This is a genomic window from Marinobacter nitratireducens, assembly GCF_000708045.1.
GTDB lineage: Bacteria > Pseudomonadota > Gammaproteobacteria > Pseudomonadales > Oleiphilaceae > Marinobacter > Marinobacter nitratireducens.
In genome coordinates this window covers 435,944-454,769 of sequence record NZ_ANIE01000005.1, presented here as the reverse complement: position 1 = coordinate 454,769, position 18,826 = coordinate 435,944, and the positions used below count along the sequence as shown (strand labels likewise).

Sequence of the window (18,826 nt, the reverse complement as noted above, 5' to 3'; positions counted from 1 at the left end):
CGTTCACATATAAGGAATCAACGACTCTCCGTAGAGGTGCAGATCCTCAAGCACCTGCTGTTTCGTTGGCGTCAGTTGCGGATCCGCGGCCAGCCTCTGAAGCTCTTGCCCATATGCTTCCAACGACCGCCAGCCTTTCTTGGGATGCATCAGCCGCTCAGACCGGAAAGATTCCCAGCGCTCCATCTCTTCACCAATAAGCGTGTCAGGATAGTTCCGAGCCCGGTAGCGGAACAGCATTTCCTGCAGCCTCTCATCCTCAAACCGAACCTCCTGCTCACCCAACGTTGCTATCGGCTGCTGAACCAGCCAATTCAGCTTCTCCCGATCAGTTTTGCTGATGAAACCACCGGCATAGAGTTGTTCGTCCGGATCGGTCAGATCGTTACCCTCGAATCCCTGATCAAACGCCTGAGCAATTCGCGCCGGCAAGTCTGGCGCCTTTCTGAGTTTTGCCAGGTTTGCACGCAACAGATCACCATCAAGCTCCAGCTCGGCAAGCCGTTCCTTGGACAGTGTCGACAACATAGTCGCCGGGGCCAGGACCGGGCACTTATTGAGCTGCACACCTTTGAGCGGAAAGCGCGTGACGCCCTCGCCCAACTCTGCCTGAGCCGTGAACACCCGTTCGCGAATCTCCTCGGGGGACGCCTGAATGAGCGCTTCCGGCTCCTCGCGCAGGTCATACACGATCACCAGATTCTTATTCGTGGGATGCTCCGCAACCGGCGCGACCAATGCGCAACAGCCACGGCTGGCTGGATATTTTGACGATATGTGGAACACCGGCTTCATCGTGCCGGTGTCCAGCATGCTGCGGGCCGAATGTTTGTCCTTGTTCTGAAGAACGAAATCAAAAAGCTTGGGCTGTTTTTCCTTGATCAGGCGCGCAACGGCAATGGTTGCTTCCACGTCCGACATCGCATCATGGGCACTTTCGTGGGCAATGCCGTTGGCGACGGTCAACTCCTCAAGACGAAAGCTGGGACTGCCGTCCTCTTTGCGTGGCCAGTTGATACCCTCCGGCCGCAATGCATAGGTGAGCCGCACCATATCGATGATATCCCACCGGGAATTGCCGTTCTGCCATTCCCTGGCGTAGGGATCGCGCAGATTCCGGTAAAGCGTATGGCGGGTAACCTCATCATCAAACCGAAGGCTGTTGTAACCAACAACGCAGGTTCCGGGCTGGCTGAATGCCTCATTAATCTGGGCAATAAACTCCGCCTCAGGAAACCCATCTTCAAGGGCCTTTTGAGGCGTGATACCTGTAATCAGGCAGGCTTCCGGGGATGGCAGGTAATCATCCGCTGGCTTGCAGTAGATCACCAGCGGATCTTCGATAATATTGAGATCCGCATCGGTACGCACACCGGCAAACTGGGAGGGCCGGTCATGGACCGGATCCACACCAAAGGTCTCATAATCGTGCCAGTAAAACGAGCGGATCAAAATAATACTCCTGCCTTTAAAGTTACAATTGAGCAGGAGTTTACCATTTAAAACAGTTTGGTCCCCATATCGGTCTGATGGGTCCTCAGCCTGGGCACTCCGCTGGAACTGGTGAGCTGGCCCAGATCGACTTTCATACTACTCGGGAGGTTGATGAAGACGCCCTTCCCGGCGGTAATCACATTGGCGCCATCCGGGCTTTGCCAATCCACCCCTTCGCGCTGGATGCCAATGAAGAAATCGTCTGTGAAGCCGGTTGTGCCGTCCCCGTTGTCAGAGCCTACAACGAACGACTGAAGGTGTGACAGAGGCGCGCAATTAGTGCCCGTGGCACAATCCGCCGTTCCGTCATTGATGCCAATGTGGGTGGCCCGGTAGTTCGTTGCCTGAGTGTTGCCATCAAACAATGTGGCTGCATGCTCCACGCCAGTGCCGTCCACCAGGGTGACACCGATATCCCCGCTGAAGCTGGAGGTCACAGAAGATACGGAACCGCGAGCCTGTTTGAACCCCATGCGAAAGCCGGCTAGTTCAGTGCCAGCAGGGTTCTCCGCCAGCTCGATATAGGGCTGGACAGCCTCGAACGGCACAGCGTCACCTTCAGCGTAGGTATTGCCGTCATACTGAACCGTCGTCGCGTCGCGAGATATATGACCAAGCGCAATGTCCGACGCGGAAAAATCCGCCCCGGCATCAATCACACCCAGCTCCGCACTATCAATATTGACCCGGGTTTCCACATCCATACCCAGCGTCATGCGAGTGAACTCGTGATTCGGGCCGGGAATACTCTCGACGTGCATAAATGCCTGCCCGGTCACATCACCCATAGCTTCGTCAGAGATGGGTTTCAGTTCTGCCAGGGCAACGGGCGTCATACCCAGGCAGCACAGGACCAAGGCAGCGTATCCATACGCATGCTGTTTCATAGATTGTGTCTCTGATTAGTGTCGTTAGAGTCAGCTTCCGACGCCCGACTCCACCACCGACCGGCTTGTTTTTGGTTTTGCCGTGCCTGATGGGCGGCATTCAGTTATGTAACAAAATGTTTTTTATTTGCCGCAGAAGCACTATATCCGAGGCTGCGAGGCCAATAGAGTGAATATCGTCACATTCGCCCGTGACAATCCATTAATAGTGAGCCAAGTTTGATGGTAGTCACAGATTCAAATCAGCCATGGGCGACTATATTTTGATCACCCAATGATTGGTGTAGCTTGCGTGTACATAAGGCCAGGCCCTGTTATAATTTCCTGCTTATTTAATACACGTTTTGCACAACAACTCACCCAGCACGGCAGCCTGCATGACCACCCGCATCCTAATCTGCGATGATTCGGCACTTGCCAGAAAACAGATGGCAAGAGCCCTGCCCGACAGCCTGGCCAGCCGTATCCAGTTTGCGGAGAACGGCACCGAAGCCCTGGAAAAGCTTCGAAACCACGAAGCCGAGCTATTATTTTTAGACCTGAATATGCCAGAAATAGACGGATATCAGGTGCTTGAATGCATTCGCCGGGAAGATTTGCCGGTACTGACCATCGTGGTATCGGGCGACATCCAGCCGGAAGCCCGCGAGCGCGTGCAGAAACTCGGGGCGATTGATTTCATAAAGAAGCCGACCGAAACCAGCATCGTACTCGAGCTACTCAGAGAGTATGGGTTTTACAGCCCAAGCGACCTTGAGGACACAGCGCTGAATGATGGCGCGCTCAAAGACTCGGAAGGCAACCATGGCCCCGAGATTTCCGTTTCCCTGAACGACTACCTCCAGGAAATCTCCAACGTGGCCATGGGAAGGTCTTCGGATCTTCTCGCACGCCTGCTCCGGGTTTTCGTCAAGCAGCCCATTCCAAAGGTTGCCTTTATCGCCAACTCAGAGCTGCATATGGCCATTTCCGCCGCCCAGCAGGATGACACCTATTCCGCGGTCTGCCAGGGCTTCACCGGAGCTGGCATCGCTGGCGAGGCCCTGCTGCTGTTCGCCGACGCCAGTTTTCGGGAAATGGCAGAGATGCTGCACTACGATTCTGTCGAGGGCGAAGCAGTCAACATAGAAGTGTTAATGGATATGTCGAGCATCCTGTTCGGTGCTTTCCTCAAAGGCGTTGGCGATCAACTCGACCTTAAACTGGGGCTTGGCCATCCGACCGTGCTTGGCCAGCACCGCCAGATCACCGAACTGTTGGAGCATCACAGCAACAGGGATGAGAAGCTGCTGTGTATTGAAATCAGCTACGGACTCGAGGACCGAGATATCCATTGCGACATGCTGATTCTCCTTACGGAGGACTCCGTGCCTTTCCTTGAGCAACGTCTCGAATATCTGGCGGACTGAGACCATGGCGATGAATGAGAACGAAGTGAACGCATTCCACTGGCTGGCCGATATGCTGGAGTCCGTCGAAGTCGGCCTGGTGGTGCTGGACCTGGAGTTTCGGGTTCAGGCCTGGAATGGATTTATGGAAAACCATAGCGGGATCACAGCCAGCCGAATTCGCGATCAGATTCTTTTCGATGTATTCCCGGATATTCCGGAAGCCTGGCTGACCCGCAAGGTGGATGCCGTCGCCATGCTCAATACCCGTGCATTTACATCGTGGGAACAACGCCCTTACCTGTTCAAGTTCCGGAATACACGCCCCATTACCGGAACTGAGGAATACATGTTCCAGAACCTCACCATCAGTCCCCTTTCCGGAACAACCGGAAACGTGGAGAAGGTCTGCCTCATGGTGTACGACGTCACCGATATTGCCAGCAGCAAACGGGCGCTGGAGCGTGCCAATGAGCAGCTTGCAAAACTGAGTATGACCGATCGCCTGACCGGCCTCAAAAACAGGGGCACCTGGGAAAACCTGGTGGACGCCGAGTACGAACGTTATCGGCGGTATGGCCACGCCACCTCTCTGGTCATGTTCGACATCGACCGCTTCAAAAAGGTGAACGATACCTACGGACACCTCGCTGGCGACGAGGTTATCAAACACACAGCCGGCATGACGCTTAATAATCTTCGGCAGTCCGACAGCGCTGGCCGATACGGCGGCGAAGAATTTGGAATCATCCTACCAGAGACTGATGCAGAGGGCGCCAAGATCATCTGCGAAAGAATTCGTGAAGGGATAGAGCAAAGCGTGGTGGATACCACCGCTGGCCCGATCCAATACACCATCAGCATGGGGATTGCCCAATTAACCGATGTTCCCGAAAACCACATGCAGTGGATGCAACAGGCTGACGAGGCACTCTACGCCGCGAAAAAATCTGGCCGAAATCGAGTTATGGTTTTCGACGCATAAAAAAGCCCAGGTAATACCGGGCTTTTTTACGGCTGCTTCAGGTATTAATTTTCCTGCCAGCTTTGCACCGCTTCTTTACCGTATTTGTCACGCCACTCGTTGAGAGTTTTGTGATTACCGCCGCGAGTTTTCACGACTTCACCGGTGTGCGGGTTCTTGTAAGTTTTCAGCGGGCGCTTGGCGCGAGTACCTGTTCCACCTTCCGCCTTGGCACCACCGATTGAAGGGTCAATGGCGGACAAAATCTGGAGCACATCCTTTGGTGCCTTGTCGTATTCCTTCATCAAAGCGCGAACTTTATTCTCGAATTCCAGTTCGCCTTTCAGAGCCTGATCCTTTTCAAGCTGTTCCAGCTCTGCCGCAAGCTTTTCCATAAGCTGTTTTTTCTGATAGTAATCGTTAATCTTTGCCATGGAATTAAAACCTTATTTAATGAAGGGTTTTAAAATAGAGGAATATCTGACTGAAAGTCATCTTAATAATAAACAACATTCCGAATCTTGGCAAAATAATTAAATGTCACTTCGTTAATAAAAAAAGGCCAATCAAAAGATCGGCCTTTTATTTCAACCAAAGCTCCGGCAAATCAGAGCCTCAAATCGGCCTCTCCGAGAGGTAGAACCCCCTTCAAATCAAAAAGCACACCGTCTGATTTCAGGTATCCTCGTAACGCTTGTGAAGACATCGCTACATATTCTTTGTGAGGCACAGCGAGAAATAACGCATCATATGTTCCGGCTTCTGGTGAAGGAACCAAATTGATGCCGTATTCTTCGTGCGCCTCGTCACTATCAGCCCAGGCGTCCGTTACATCGACAGAACATCCATAGTCTTCGAGCTCACGAATCACATCAATAACCCGGGTATTGCGAAGGTCCGGACAGTTCTCTTTGAAGGTTAGCCCCATGACCAGAACACGGGAATCTGCAATGGTTTCACCGGCTTTAATCATAGCCTTCACCAACTCAGCTGCCGCATAGGGGCCCATGTTATCGTTCACACGGCGGCCAGCAAGAATAATCTCCGGATGATAACCAATCGCCTGGGCTTTATGTGTTAGATAGTAAGGGTCAACACCAATACAATGGCCACCAACCAGGCCAGGTTTGAAGGGAAGAAAGTTCCACTTGGTTCCCGCCGCTGCCAACACTTCATGGGTATCAATCTTTAGACGGGAAAAAATCATTGAGAGCTCATTCATTAGCGCAATGTTCAGATCCCGCTGGGTATTCTCAATAACCTTTGCTGCCTCAGCCACCTTTATGGAACTGGCTTTATGAGTCCCGGCCGTAATTATATCTGCATACAGCGCATTAACTTCTTCAGCAATTTCTGGAGTAGACCCCGATGTCACCTTCTTTATGGTGGTGACCCGATGCTCCTTGTCGCCCGGATTAATACGCTCGGGGCTGTACCCCGCAAAGAAATCTTTATTGAATACGAGGCCGGACACCCGCTCCAGAACCGGCACACACACCTCTTCGGTTGCGCCCGGGTAGACGGTGGATTCATAAATAACGATATCGCCCTGCTTGAGCACCTTTCCGACGGTTTCGCTCGCCTTCACCAAAGGTGTGAGATCTGGTGTTTTGAACTCATCAATAGGCGTGGGAACCGTAACAATAAATACCTGGCAATCACGAATTTCTTCGAGACTGTCGGTAAAAGACAATCTTGATGCAGCCGCCAATTCCTCGGGTGAAACTTCCCGAGTAAAGTCGAGCCCATCTTTGAGTTCAGCAATCCTCTTGCTATTGATATCAAAGCCGACAATATCGCGTTTTTCTCCGAAAGCGACGGCAAGAGGCAGGCCTACATAGCCAAGGCCGATGACGGCAATTCTTTTCATTCAATATTCCTTTATTACTCATGAGCCTCTTCTTGGAGGCAATCAAGATTTATCAGCGCTATCCAAATGGCCCATCTGACAGGGGAATCGGCAACTGGCGAACCACACCACCAGAGTGCTCCAATGTGCTTACCCCATGCTCACTCTGCGCCCAAATCAGATCAGACATATCTTCACTCGGTGTATACCCTGTAGGAGCCTTCTGTAGGATATTTATAATGGATGAGCAATTAAACTCGCGACTGGCCTTATTCAAACGATTGAGCGTGTCTTCAACGTCTTTCCACTGCATATAAGTCTCGCGAGCCATCATGATCCGAGGATGGGCGCTACCTTGTGGATCATCCCCAATCAATAGTTCTTCGTAAAGCTTCTCACCGGGCCGCAAGCCGGAGAATACTATTTCGATCTCGCCGTCAGGGTTATCCGGCGTCTTCTCCATCAGCCCCATCAAATGGATCATCTTTCGGGCCAAATCGGCAATCTTGACGGGCTCTCCCATATCCAACACGAACACTTCACCGCCCTCCCCCATGTTCCCAGCCTGTAAAACCAGTTGGCTGGCCTCTGGGATAGTCATGAAGTACCTGATGATATCGGGGTGAGTAACGGTGACGGGCCCCCCATCCCTGATCTGATCCCGAAACAAAGGGACAACCGAACCAGAGGAACCGAGCACATTTCCAAAACGAACCATGGAAAAAATGGTTTCCGATTGTTTTTGGGCCAGCCCCTGCAGAACAAGCTCGGCCATGCGCTTGGTTGCCCCCATCACATTGGTCGGACGAACGGCTTTATCGGTAGAAATCAGAACAAAACGCCTCACCCCGGCCGCGATAGCAGCCTCAGCGAGATGCGCGGTCCCGATAACATTATTTTGAACCCCTTCAATAATATTGTGCTCAACCAGCGGTACATGCTTGTACGCCGCAGCGTGGTATATGATATCCACCCTGCAGGTCTTTAGCACAACCTCACAACGCCTGCGGTGCACCACACTGCCAAGGATAGGAAGAATTTCCACCCCTAAACCTTCGATACTATTTAAGCCCCTCAGCTCCCGCTCAACCGCATACAAGCTGAATTCAGATTGTTCGAAGAGGACCAGCTTCGAGGGCCTATGGCGAATAATCTGCCGGCATAGCTCAGAGCCAATTGACCCGCCAGCTCCGGTTACCATGACCACCTTGCCCTGCAAGCTGGCAGCAACTTGAGCATTGTCAGGTTGGACCGGATCTCGTCCCAACAGATCTTCTATCTCAAGATCTCTTATGTCATTTATGCGCTTCTGCCCAGCAATCAGTTCCCTCATGCTCGGAATCGTCTGCACTGGGAGGGATAGAGGCTCCAGTTTTTTTAGCAGGTCCTTTCTGTCAACACCGGAGTCAATGTCGAGAGCAAGAAGAAGACGTCCAACATCGTTTGACCTAACTGCCTTTTCTATATGGTTTAAATCGTATACCGGAACACCACTGATAAGTGTCCTGTGATTGGATTCCACGAAGCTGATAAACACTACGGGGAGATATTCGGTTCCTTGCTCAAGCGCTTGAAACAGTTGTAAGCCCGTTTCCCCGGCGCCAACGATAGCCACACGCTCTTTGTCATGGCCCGAAGGACGCATAACCAGTATACGCACACCCATTCGGCTACCCGATACAAAAATAAAAGCCAGAGCACCGTAGATAACGGGTACCGAGCGGGGAACCAGTACTTCAAGCCAATAACCTAAAAGAATCAGCACAATGGCAGAAGCCGTCACGCCTCCGACGACCGTTAAAAAAGCCCGGTCACTTAAATAACGAACCACTGCGCGGTAAAGCCCCAGGCGCACAAACAAGCCGATGGTGAAAATGACAGTCAAGCCCAGTACAAGCACATGCTCGCTTGTGGGAACCCAGGGGTACTGGTCATATCGAAGCGAGAAGGCGGCCCACAGGGAAAAAAAGAGGGCAACGACATCGGCAAAGACCGATATGACGCGTTTATGAAACCGTGGAAGCTCAAGAAACTTCTGGAACATTAACGTGCCCCCTCCGCCATAACGTCCGCCAAAACGGAACACGTTTTACGGATCTCGTGATCCGTCAATGTCGGATGAACAAGAAACATCAGGCTACTTTTACCGAGCTCCCGAGCACCACTCAATGGAGTCTCTGGCCGCCATCCCGTGCCATCGAATGCCCTTTCCAAGTATACCTCTGAGCAAGACCCAGAAAAGCAGGGGACGCCTCGGTCAACGATCGCAGCTATGACGCGATCCCGGTCCCACCCCTTCTTTAACTCACTTTCTTCGATGAACACATAGCCTTTATATGCCCCATGCTCCAATTCCGGGCCGGGTTCTGTGACTCTTAATCCCCTGAGCCCCTTGGCGCACTCCAGGATGGCGTGCATGTTTCTGAGCCGTTTTTCGTGCCATTCCGCCATGCGCCCTAACTGAATCCGGCCAATTGTCGCTTGCATCTCGGTCATGCGCCAATTGGTCCCGAAGCTGTTATGAAGCCATCGAAATCCCGGCGCGTGCTGTCGTTCGTAAACGGCTTCCCAGCTCTTCCCATGGTCTTTATATGACCACATCCGAGACCATAATGCCGAGTCATTCGTTGTGACCATTCCGCCCTCGCCGCCGGTCGTCATGATCTTGTCCTGACAGAAAGACCAACATCCGACATGCCCGATCGAGCCAACGGACCGACCCTTGTATTGTGCTCCATGGGCCTGAGCACAATCTTCTACAAGAAACAGGCCGTACTCATCGGCTAACTCCAAAAAACCATCCATATCACAGGGCCAACCCGCCAGGTGAACGCAAATGATTGCTCGTGTTCTTGGGCTCAATACTTTGCGGGCGGTATGGGGTGTGATGTTTTGGGAGCAACGATCGACATCGGCAAAAACGGGAATCGCACCTGCGGTCACGATGCTAGATACCGAAGCTAAGAAGGTGCGAGGTGTCACGATCACCTCATCTCCTGGTCCAATTCCGAGAGCCTTCAATGCCAGATCGAGGGCTACGGTACCATTCGCCAGCGCGATAGCGTGCTCAGTCCCCACATATTCGGCAAACTCACGCTCAAACTTGCGCCCCTCCTGGCCGGTCCAGTAGTTGACACGATTCGAGAGCAAAACCCGGGAGACTGCATCGGCTTCTTCCTGGGTGTAGGAGGGCCAAGGCGAGAAAGGTCCGTTTAACATTAAACCTCCAGTCGGCAAAATCGTTACAGGTCACAACGGCCTGGCAGGATTACCAATAACAACACTTCCGGGCGCGACACTCTTGGTCACAACAGCACCCATTCCAACTGTTGCCCCCTTACCGATGACAATCGGTTGCCCTGGCTTTCCCTGCTTGATTATTGCCCCAGTGCCGATATAGGCAAAATCTTCGATCACAATATTCCCATTACACTTCACAGAAGGTGCAAATGTCACATAGTCACCAATCTTGCAGTCGTGAGCGACGTAACTGTATAAGTTCGCATGAAAAGAATGGCCGATGGTTATATTTGACGTTAACGTAACGAACGGACAGAGAATACAGGCTGGACCAATATTAACCTGATCCAAAACCACTCTATTTGATGAATAAATGGACAAAGGTTCTATGCCGTCAGCATAGCAACGCATCTCGATCTCCCGGCGAACCTTCGCATTCGCGATAGCCACAGAGACTTTCTTGACCTCAGCTTTCCTCTCAAGAAACTCCTGATAGGAAAGAACACTGACTCCATTTACTTCGCTGGCCTCAGGATTATCGTCTATAAAAACCAGCTCACAACCATCAATTAATAAGTTCTCACGGGCAATCGGCATTACCTCGCGGCCAAAACCACTCGCCCCATAAATTCCAATCAGTTGCTCGGGCATGTCATCTACCTGACTCATTATCATTTCCCGTAAACCTGGACATGGTCGCCTCTCCCTCACTGCTTATGCCATCCCGCACCAGAACCTTTTTTGCCGTAAGGAACATAATTTTCAAGTCCAGCCAAAACGAACGGTTGTCGACGTACCAAACATCCAGTCTAAACTTTTCGTCCCAGGAAATGGCATTGCGTCCGTTGACCTGAGCCCACCCTGTTATTCCCGGACGGACCTCATGCCGGCGGTACTGCTCTCGTGAATATAAGGGGAGATACTCCATCAGGAGCGGCCTCGGACCCACCAGACTCATATCGCCTTTAAAGACGTTCCAGAGTTCAGGAAGCTCATCCAGACTCGTCGATCGCAAAAATTGGCCGAAGTGAGTTATCCGCTGGGCATCTGGTAGTAAGTTGCCTTCACTGTCGACTGACTCGAGCATGGTTCGGAACTTCCACATTCTGAAAGGCTGTCCGTCTTTACCCGGGCGAGTCTGGCAAAACAGGATCGGAGCACCCAGTTTAAAATATATCAGGATGGAAAGAAGCAGCAGGACTGGCGACAAAACTATTAAAGAGCCAAGCGCAACTAATAGATCAAATACACGCTTCAAGTGCCGCCCTCCTGTAGTACGCCAGCAGTTGCTGCCGATATTCGCGCTGGTCATAGCGTTCCACAACCCTCGCTCGGGCGCTTCGACCCAATGATCGCAACTCCTCCTCTGGCAACTCCATAACACAGTTCATGCGCTCTGCGAGTGCCTGAGAGTCCTTCGGAGGGACAAGCCAACCATTGATACCATCTTCAATGATTTCGTTGGACCCACTGACATCCGAGGCAATTACCGGTTTGCACATAGCGCCGGCCTGGATAACGACATTGGGGAATCCCTCGCGGTAGCTGGCTAAAACAATAACGTCACACGCTGCCAATGCAGGTCTTACATCATCCATAAAGCCCAGCTCATGAATGTGTTTATTAGATTTAATTTTATGGTAGGTGTCATCGCTTATAGGCGCACTTTCATCCAGACCTCCCACGAGCAGAAGACGGGCACTGCCGCGCAGGCCTTCAAATGCGGTTACGAGCTCATCCAATCCTTTATCTCGATTCAGCCTGCCAATAAAGCCGAATGTAAAAGCTCGTTTTCCAGAAACGTCAACCGGGTCGACCTTGTCCGGATGAAAGTAGTTAATATCTATGCCAGCAATATTGCCGTTACCAATTATGCGCAATGGCTTGGGAGTAATGTGGTATTTCTGCAAATCTGCAGCGACGCCCTTCCCCTCTGGAACGACATGAGTAGCCGCTGCGCAAACGATTCTGTCGACCCAAACCAGAATCCAGCGCTTTAGCCCAACAGAAGTCGGAAAAACGAGGCCGGTGAATGTATGGATGCGTACTTTTGTACCCACAAAAAACGCCGCGAGCATTGTGACGAGGCCAGCTTTGGGTGTATACGAGTGAACAATATCGGGTTTAACTTTGCGTAGAAGTTTCCACATCCTGAAGATGGAGGTCAGATCTTTGATCGGATTGATACCGCGACACATCCCGATCTCTTCCAGAGGAACGCCCTCATTTTCCCGCACGTTTTCCAGCATCCGACCTGACGAGGAAACACATATAACCGAGGCATACTGCGCAAGCCATTTGGGCTGCCCTCGAAGGATGGTCGCCAGGGTTTCCGGCACAGTTGTGACAATCACCAGCTTCAAACCGGAGCTCCGCATATCTTCGTCATAGTGTCAGGAAGACCATACACTGGTAATACCCTCAAGCTTCACCAAACCAACATGCCTCATAACGGCAAATCATTTGATCAACCGTGAAGTTCCGCTGAATCTGATCCCTGCTATATGTTTCAAGTTCTCTCCAAGCACCCTCGTCCCCGCGTTTTTTCTCAATCAAAGAAGAGATCAGCTGCGCTAATTTCCGGGTGTTCCCGGGTTCGCAACACAACGCATCTGTACCAACAATCATCCTTGCGTCCCCCACATCCGTGACAGCGCAAGGGGTACCGCAAGCCATAGCTTCCGCGACGACATTTGGGAAACCTTCGCCCAGGCTCGCTAATACATGTAAATCCAAAGCGTTCATAATTGCCGGGATATCATTACGTGAACCCGCGAGGGTGACTTGCCCGGTCAACCCGGAAGCGTCAATATGTCTGGCCAACTCTGTATTGTTCGGAGAGACTCCACGGCCAACCAGAACACACTGAAATTCTCTGCCCTCCTCTCTGAGGAGCGCTAATGCGTCAATCAAGCCATGATGATTCTTCAATGGATCATAGCGCCCAACCATACCAATCAGGAATTCATCGGATGCAACCCCGAACTCTCTGCGCACTCGCTTGCCGATGGCTTCATCGGGATAGAAGCGGGAGAGGTCAAAGCCGTTCTGGATGACTAGCAGCTTCGACGCGTCGTAGCCGATGCCTTCGTGGACGTTCGCAGCTTTTTTCGCACAACATATTACCTTCTCAGGCAACCACCGCGAGAGCTTTGCACACAGCCTGGCAATCAGAATCGTCGTATTCTTGGTAGGGCCTGGCTCCAGCGACGAATGGCGGATACCCCAGAACACGCGCTTACACCCCCCAATCCTGGCTGCCAGCCCTCCCATGAGGTCTGCATGATACATCCAGGTTTGTACAACATCCGGATTTTCAATGCGTATCCATCGGATTAACCTTAAAAACTTTATCGGGTTCGGACGATCTGGACTCATGCCAAGGGTATAAACGCGGATTCCTTGGTTTCGCAGTATCTGCCCATATTTGCCATCATCCATCAAGGAAACAACCACATGCTGAGCCCGTGTGCTTCCGAGCACCAACCTCGACAGAACACCCTCCGCACCGCCATCGCCCAATCCGGTGATGACATGTAAAACTTTCTTAGGCAAACCGCTTCTCCAACCACGCCTGAAACATCAAGATGCCCCACAAGCGAGAAGAATGGTCCCTTTGACCAGACATGTGTTCCAACAGAGCAGCCCTGATAACTCTTGGCTCGAAATATCCTTCAGAACGGAGGCGTGATTCGGACAAAAGCGCTTCAGCCCATTCCCTGAGCGGTCCTCTCAACCAGTCAGCCAAGGGCACCGAAAACCCTTTTTTGGGGCGCTCGATCAACTCTCGTGGCACATAACCGTACAACAGTTGGCGCAATATCCACTTGCCTTGCCCACCCCTGATTTTCATTTCGTTCGGTAACGTCCAGGCAAATTCAATGAGTCGATGATCAAGAAGAGGTATACGCGTTTCGAGGCTGTTGGCCATTGCGGCGCGGTCCACTTTTACAAGGATATCGTCCGGCATGTACATCTGCCCCTCAACAGCCATCATCCACTGAGAGAAACCTTCGGTCTCTGGCCAGTCCCGAGAAGAATTCAGAAGAGAGGGATATTCCTGAGCGTCCAGGACGACGTCATTGGGGTAACCCCAATGGCTTACCATCCTTCGGTAAAAATCGCACTCTGAGCTCGCACCCAGTACCCGCGTGAGTTTGTAGATCCGCTCAGGAAGAGGAAATTTCTCCAGAATCGATGCGGCCAGCGCCCGGAAGGATCGCGGAATTTTTCTGAGAGAACTCCAGTATTGCACTGCCATCTGATAGGTGTTGTAGCCACCAAATAGTTCGTCTCCGCCGTCGCCGCTCAACGCCACGGTGACGTTCTTTCTCGCCATTTTTGTGACCAGAAACGTTGGTATCTGGGAGCTATCGGCAAACGGCTCGCAATAGATGTCCGGCAGAGCCGGGATCACATTCAAAGCATCCTCGGAAGAAACATACATTTCTGTATGATCCGTTCCCAGGTGCCGTGCTACCTGGGAGGCGTGCTGCGCCTCGTTGTACCTGACATCATCAAACCCGATCGCAAAGGTCTTTATGGGATGGGTTGATTGCTCCTGCATCACCGAGGCTACGAGGCTACTGTCGATACCTCCACTCAAAAAGGCTCCGATTGGCACATCCGAAAGCATCTCTCCTTTAACACTCCGGCGGACAAGGCCACGCAATTCATCGACCGCCTCGTCGTCCGAACCGGGGAACGGTGTTTGTATTCCCTCCTCGATAACCTTGTTGGCCGACCAATAGGTTTCTGCCTGAGCACTCTGCGGATTCCTCAAATCGGTAATCGCCACAAAATGACCGGGACGCACTTTCCTGATCCCTTTGTAGATGCTGTAGGGGGCGGGGATATAGTTATGCCTCAGGTAAATCGCAAGCGAGCTTCTATCAACCTGATTCCCGAAGTCAGGATGAATGGCCAGAGCTTTGAGTTCTGAACCAAACAACAGCGTTCCACTTTGCCATCCCCAATAAAGAGGTTTCTCGCCAACCCGATCACGGGCCAGGAAAAGGGTCTTTTCCTTCCGGTCCCACAAAGCAAAAGCAAACATTCCAACCAGAGATCGAAGCGCCTCTTTAATCCCCCATTGAGCAATGCAGGTAATCAATGTTTCCGTGTCAGAATGCCCTTGCCATTGCGGGGACTGTCCCTTCTCCTGCAAGGCCTGTCGCAATTCGAGGTGATTATAGATCTCGCCGTTAAAGGCAATCACAAATCGGCTGCAGGAACTGACCATAGGTTGCTCGCCCGCGCTGGACGTATCCTGGATTGACAGACGCCTGTGTACTAACGTCAGGCCACCTTGCTCATCCCGCCAGCGGCCTTCGCTATCAGGGCCCCGATGAAAGAGCACATTGCCCTCAAGCGCGCCAAGACTTTCTGAAACCGAAACACCGGAATACCCCCAAAAGCCACACATAGTTATTACCGATCATTCAAAATAGTTTGTGCCCCTTCAAACTCAGCAAGATACTGGTCTGCAATTTCTGTCACGGAGAATCTTTCGGCCCTTTCCATACCAGCGTGACGCTTTGCGGGATGATCAATCTCTGAAAGGATCAATTGGATGAGCTCTGCATCATCTCCAAACAACCCTCCCGTCCGTTCTGAATCTATTATCTCATCAGGCCCGCCAGACCCTTTTCTTGCAATGACTCGGGTACCGCACGCCATAGCCTCAACCAATACATTTCCAAACCCTTCATACTTGGAACACAGCACGAAAAGATCAGCCTTGTCATAGAACTTGAAAGGGTTCTGCTGGAAACCGACAAACCGGACACTGTCAGAAATGCCCAATTCGTGTGATAGGTTTATAAGGTTGCCTTTTTCCTCACCCTCTCCAAGAATGATCAACTTTGCACTCCTTCTCCTGGAAACCTCGGAAAACGCGCGTAACAGGAGCTCAAAGTCTTTGTCGGGGTGCAGACGACCGGCCGAGACAATACAGAATTCATTGCTGTCAGCAAACCACTCACAATTGACAGGTTCACGAGCAGCATCCAAAACTGCGGCGTTGACAATCGGATTGTAAATCGTGACGACTTTCGAGGGTGAAACACCAAAATTTTCAGTGAGGTCATCGCAAATCCGGTTGGATATGCAAATAACCTTCTCGGACTGATTGTACGCTAGACGGATACACTTCCTGAAAACATATTCCTTCAAGGCCGAGCTCAAAGAAATCGCCTCAGACGTCACCGTCCGCTCACTCGGAAAAAACCTGCCCGCCTTTCCCGAAGCCAGCCAAGCCAGCCAACACACTATGTTCGCATAATTCATAAAGGACAAAAGAATGTCCGGTTTCAAGCGGTATAGCAGCCTGGCCAGTTTGAAAAGCGCTCCTGAAACTTTTGGCGATTCCAGGTCAATAACCTTAACGGAATCACTAACGATCGAACCGTAAACCCCTTCATTCTTCGCAAGCACCAACAAAACATCGTGCCCACGCTCGGAAAAGGCATTAGCCAAAAGTACAGCGGATTTTTCAGCTCCCCCTCCCCTTAGCGACGGCAAAAAAAGAACAATTTTCATTCGAGCCCAACTATTTTGCCATCTGATAGGTATTTACCAATTCTGGTTTGAGGGCACTGGATAGACTGCTCTGACTCAAGCCTCATCAGTACATCCGCCACCAACTCACCCTCATGACCATCCCACTCGGTCAAATAAGTGGAGCTGTAATACCTCACAGCATCAGGGTCTGGGAGATATGTGTCATGATCACTTTTGGCAATTGAGACAACCTGGTCTGTTGAGGACGCTTCGGAGGCAAGCCCTTGCCTTACAAAGCCGTAGTAATCGGGAATGTCTGAGGAGGTAACTTCGTAATAGATCGGTTTGACACCCGCAAGTGCAGCTTCCAGATGTATACTACTGTTGCCCGCAACCAGACAGCTCACTGAACTGAGAAACGCCGAAACAGATTCCGACCTGGCATCGCTGATCGAGACCTGATCATGGTTTTCAAACGCTTCAAGGTACGCTCGCACATGTCGTTCGGACAGACTTGGATGCCACCTCAGCCGCACCATCAGCCCAGCCTCTACAAGACTCTGTATAAACGCGATCGCGTTTTCCTGATGATCCAGCAGGTTCAACGCAACCCCTACAACAGGCTCTCCACTGCGCCTACACCGAGTGATTGGCTTCTTCTGACCGCTAAAAAAAACGGTTGTCTCTCTGTGTAAATAGGGCGCATCTGCATGCCGGTTTGTCTCGCACTGTTGATACATTTTAAACGCATACAGTCCATCCAGAAACGCATAGTCAACGCTCAGCGCAGGGAACAAAGGGCTGACAGAGGCGTGCTGCATATAGACGGTTTTTATCCCGAGATAGTGTGCGACAGCAAGGAAGCACCGATTAGAAACGTTATGATCGTTCGCGGTAACTACATACTCTGGTTTTGCCAATCTCAGCAAACGATAGAAATAGACGAGATAAATGTAGGCCTCGCAAAAGCAATTGAAATACCAGTTGAGAGCAGCTGGATGCAGTTTTTTTAACTCCCGGTATAAGCGAGGACCACGACGTATCAGTAAAACGAGAACAAGAACCAGATCCACAGGCCTTAAAGCCAGTTTCACGTATTGCCCGCCCTCCTCCTCTGTATTCATCGCACTTTTCGTCGCAACGGCCACCGTATCCTTTCCCGCAGAAACCAAGGCTCTCAGCGTTGTCTGCAGGGATCGCCGTTGATTTACCGTGCCAGCAAAAAAAAGAAAGCTCGTCGCCCGCCCCTTCAAGGGCAACGATGCGCGAAATCCGGTGCAGTTCAAAGCCTGGTAAAGGAAGATAACCAATCTGAGCCAAGCCCCCCGCAATCGCGGGGGACGATTAGAGAGGTGAGACAATTGCTCCAACTGGTGACCATAGAGGTACGCTAACGAAGTCTCTGATTCATGCTCTAGAATGGCGTTTATATCTCTATACCACCCCATCAATTCAACGCATCCTCCGTCACCGGAGTATTTGCAATAATCTCACGCGCCGCTACCCGCCCAACAACTCTGTCCAGATGTTTCGGTGCCAAACCATACCCTGGACGCACACTGCGCACACAATCTTCGGTAATCACATCACCCGCTTTCACATCCTTTACAAAATACAGTGAACGCCGGAACTGGGCATTACCCTGTTCACTGGATTTCCGCCCGTAGTCGACCTCACCCAAAGCCTTCCAGGCCGTTTTGCTATCTCGGCATAAGTCCGCGAGATCCTGCGGCTCCAGGGAGAAACTGTCATCCGGTCCACCACCGTTCCGGTCAAGGGTGAAATGCTTCTCGATAATAGAGGCGCCAAGCACTACGCTGGCAATAGCTGTTGTGTTATCCAGCGTGTGATCAGACAAACCAGTGACCAGGCCAAATCTCTCTGCCATGTCGCCTATAGTGCGCAGGTTGTAATCTTCAGCTGGTGCAGGGTAGCCGCTGACACAGTGCAAAATTGCCAATTGCTCACAACCACCCTCACGTGCAGCCGTTATGGCTTCCTGGATTTCCTCCGCGTCAGCCATGCCGGTGGAGATAATCATTGGCTTGCCGGTAGCCGCCACGTAGCGAATCAAAGGGAGGTCGACGGCTTCAAAAGATGCGATCTTGTAGGCCGGTGCGTTCAGATCCTCAAGCAAATCCACCGCAGTGGCATCAAACGGAGAGCTAAAGATTGGAATACCGATCTTTCTGGCGTGCTCGAACAGGGGTTTGTGCCATTCCCAAGGCATATGAGCCTCTTCGTAAAGCTCGTACAGAGTTCGGCCATCCCACAGGCCGCCTTTGATTCTGAACTCCTCAGCATCGGAATCCAGCGTAATCGTATCTGGCCGATAGGTTTGCAGCTTTACAGCGTCTGCACCTGCCTTGGCGGCTTCTTCAACGATACTCAACGCTGTTTCCAGTTTGCCATTATGGTTAGCCGACAGTTCAGCAATGATATAAGGCGACTGATGCCGGGAAATTTCACGACCAGCGATTACAATTTTGGGTTCATTCATTAT

The 18,826-nt window shown here is 51.6% G+C and carries 16 protein-coding genes; 2 read left to right on the top strand and 14 right to left on the bottom strand.

The features are described from left to right. Window positions 1-3: 3 nt before the first annotated feature. On the bottom strand, window positions 4-1,452 hold the full coding sequence (sbcB, locus tag D777_RS09165; RefSeq protein ID WP_036130923.1) for an exodeoxyribonuclease I: 1,449 nt from the start codon (window positions 1,450-1,452) through the stop codon (window positions 4-6). A gap of 47 nt (window positions 1,453-1,499) precedes the next feature. Further along, window positions 1,500-2,381: a hypothetical protein gene (locus D777_RS09160; protein ID WP_036130921.1), complete on the bottom strand. Its 882-nt coding sequence runs from the start codon at window positions 2,379-2,381 to the stop codon at window positions 1,500-1,502. A gap of 377 nt (window positions 2,382-2,758) precedes the next feature. Here D777_RS09160 and D777_RS09155 point away from each other — a divergent pair, with 377 nt between their 5' ends. Continuing rightward, the gene (locus D777_RS09155) at window positions 2,759-3,790 is read left to right on the top strand and encodes a response regulator (RefSeq protein ID WP_036130916.1); all 1,032 of its coding nucleotides are present in this window, start codon (window positions 2,759-2,761) and stop codon (window positions 3,788-3,790) included. A gap of 4 nt (window positions 3,791-3,794) precedes the next feature. Next, window positions 3,795-4,754: a GGDEF domain-containing protein gene (locus D777_RS09150; protein ID WP_036130912.1), complete on the top strand. Its 960-nt coding sequence runs from the start codon at window positions 3,795-3,797 to the stop codon at window positions 4,752-4,754. Window positions 4,755-4,798: 44 nt separating this feature from the next. Here D777_RS09150 and D777_RS09145 read toward each other — a convergent pair whose 3' ends face one another. The 12 genes from D777_RS09145 to pseI all read right to left on the bottom strand — a co-directional run bounded on the left by D777_RS09145 (window position 4,799) and on the right by pseI (window position 18,823). Next, window positions 4,799-5,167 carry a histone-like nucleoid-structuring protein, MvaT/MvaU family gene (locus D777_RS09145; RefSeq protein WP_036130909.1) on the bottom strand — a complete coding sequence of 123 codons (369 nt, stop codon included), beginning with the start codon at window positions 5,165-5,167 and terminating at the stop codon, window positions 4,799-4,801. A 173-nt stretch (window positions 5,168-5,340) separates the two neighbouring features. Beyond that, the gene (gene tviB, locus D777_RS09140; RefSeq protein ID WP_036130906.1) at window positions 5,341-6,603 is read right to left on the bottom strand and encodes a Vi polysaccharide biosynthesis UDP-N-acetylglucosamine C-6 dehydrogenase TviB; all 1,263 of its coding nucleotides are present in this window, start codon (window positions 6,601-6,603) and stop codon (window positions 5,341-5,343) included. A gap of 58 nt (window positions 6,604-6,661) precedes the next feature. After that, window positions 6,662-8,626, bottom strand: a complete 1,965-nt coding sequence (locus D777_RS09135; RefSeq protein WP_081849513.1) for a polysaccharide biosynthesis protein — start codon at window positions 8,624-8,626, stop codon at window positions 6,662-6,664. Next, on the bottom strand, window positions 8,626-9,801 hold the full coding sequence (locus D777_RS09130; protein ID WP_036130903.1) for a DegT/DnrJ/EryC1/StrS family aminotransferase: 1,176 nt from the start codon (window positions 9,799-9,801) through the stop codon (window positions 8,626-8,628). The genes D777_RS09135 and D777_RS09130 overlap by 1 nt, the downstream gene beginning before the upstream one ends. 30 nt (window positions 9,802-9,831) lie before the next feature. Then, window positions 9,832-10,491, bottom strand: coding sequence for an acetyltransferase (locus D777_RS09125; protein ID WP_227501720.1), 660 nt, complete (start codon window positions 10,489-10,491; stop codon window positions 9,832-9,834). Further along, window positions 10,475-11,134, bottom strand: coding sequence for a sugar transferase (locus D777_RS09120; RefSeq protein ID WP_051669030.1), 660 nt, complete (start codon window positions 11,132-11,134; stop codon window positions 10,475-10,477). Before D777_RS09120 ends, D777_RS09125 begins: the two co-directional genes overlap by 17 nt. After that, the gene (locus tag D777_RS09115) at window positions 11,064-12,176 is read right to left on the bottom strand and encodes a glycosyltransferase family 4 protein (RefSeq protein WP_227501733.1); all 1,113 of its coding nucleotides are present in this window, start codon (window positions 12,174-12,176) and stop codon (window positions 11,064-11,066) included. Before D777_RS09115 ends, D777_RS09120 begins: the two co-directional genes overlap by 71 nt. Window positions 12,177-12,243: 67 nt before the next feature. After that, complete coding sequence (locus tag D777_RS09110) at window positions 12,244-13,377, bottom strand: glycosyltransferase family 4 protein (RefSeq protein WP_036130892.1); 1,134 nt, start codon at window positions 13,375-13,377, stop codon at window positions 12,244-12,246. Beyond that, window positions 13,370-15,247, bottom strand: coding sequence for an asparagine synthase (glutamine-hydrolyzing) (gene asnB / locus D777_RS09105; protein WP_036130889.1), 1,878 nt, complete (start codon window positions 15,245-15,247; stop codon window positions 13,370-13,372). The genes D777_RS09110 and asnB overlap by 8 nt, the downstream gene beginning before the upstream one ends. 5 nt (window positions 15,248-15,252) lie before the next feature. Further along, on the bottom strand, window positions 15,253-16,362 hold the full coding sequence (locus tag D777_RS09100) for a glycosyltransferase (RefSeq protein WP_051669029.1): 1,110 nt from the start codon (window positions 16,360-16,362) through the stop codon (window positions 15,253-15,255). Then, on the bottom strand, window positions 16,359-17,633 hold the full coding sequence (locus D777_RS09095; RefSeq protein ID WP_150112632.1) for a hypothetical protein: 1,275 nt from the start codon (window positions 17,631-17,633) through the stop codon (window positions 16,359-16,361). The genes D777_RS09100 and D777_RS09095 overlap by 4 nt, the downstream gene beginning before the upstream one ends. A gap of 137 nt (window positions 17,634-17,770) precedes the next feature. Then, window positions 17,771-18,823: a pseudaminic acid synthase gene (gene pseI / locus D777_RS09090; RefSeq protein ID WP_036130887.1), complete on the bottom strand. Its 1,053-nt coding sequence runs from the start codon at window positions 18,821-18,823 to the stop codon at window positions 17,771-17,773. Window positions 18,824-18,826: the final 3 nt, after the last annotated feature.

Bases quoted from the DNA above. Each gene is read 5' to 3' on its own strand.
- D777_RS09155 (WP_036130916.1), top strand. From the start codon at position 2,759: ATGACCACCCGCATCCTAATCTGCGATGATTCGGCACTTGCCAGAAAA.
- D777_RS09145 (WP_036130909.1), bottom strand. From the start codon at position 5,167: ATGGCAAAGATTAACGATTACTATCAGAAAAAACAGCTTATGGAAAAG.
- D777_RS09120 (WP_051669030.1), bottom strand. From the start codon at position 11,134: ATGACCAGCGCGAATATCGGCAGCAACTGCTGGCGTACTACAGGAGGG.
- D777_RS09130 (WP_036130903.1), bottom strand. From the start codon at position 9,801: ATGTTAAACGGACCTTTCTCGCCTTGGCCCTCCTACACCCAGGAAGAA.
- pseI (WP_036130887.1), bottom strand. From the start codon at position 18,823: ATGAATGAACCCAAAATTGTAATCGCTGGTCGTGAAATTTCCCGGCAT.
- D777_RS09135 (WP_081849513.1), bottom strand. From the start codon at position 8,626: ATGTTCCAGAAGTTTCTTGAGCTTCCACGGTTTCATAAACGCGTCATA.
- D777_RS09125 (WP_227501720.1), bottom strand. From the start codon at position 10,491: ATGAGTCAGGTAGATGACATGCCCGAGCAACTGATTGGAATTTATGGG.
- asnB (WP_036130889.1), bottom strand. From the start codon at position 15,247: ATGTGTGGCTTTTGGGGGTATTCCGGTGTTTCGGTTTCAGAAAGTCTT.
- D777_RS09160 (WP_036130921.1), bottom strand. From the start codon at position 2,381: ATGAAACAGCATGCGTATGGATACGCTGCCTTGGTCCTGTGCTGCCTG.
- tviB (WP_036130906.1), bottom strand. From the start codon at position 6,603: ATGAAAAGAATTGCCGTCATCGGCCTTGGCTATGTAGGCCTGCCTCTT.
- D777_RS09150 (WP_036130912.1), top strand. From the start codon at position 3,795: ATGGCGATGAATGAGAACGAAGTGAACGCATTCCACTGGCTGGCCGAT.
- D777_RS09100 (WP_051669029.1), bottom strand. From the start codon at position 16,362: ATGAAAATTGTTCTTTTTTTGCCGTCGCTAAGGGGAGGGGGAGCTGAA.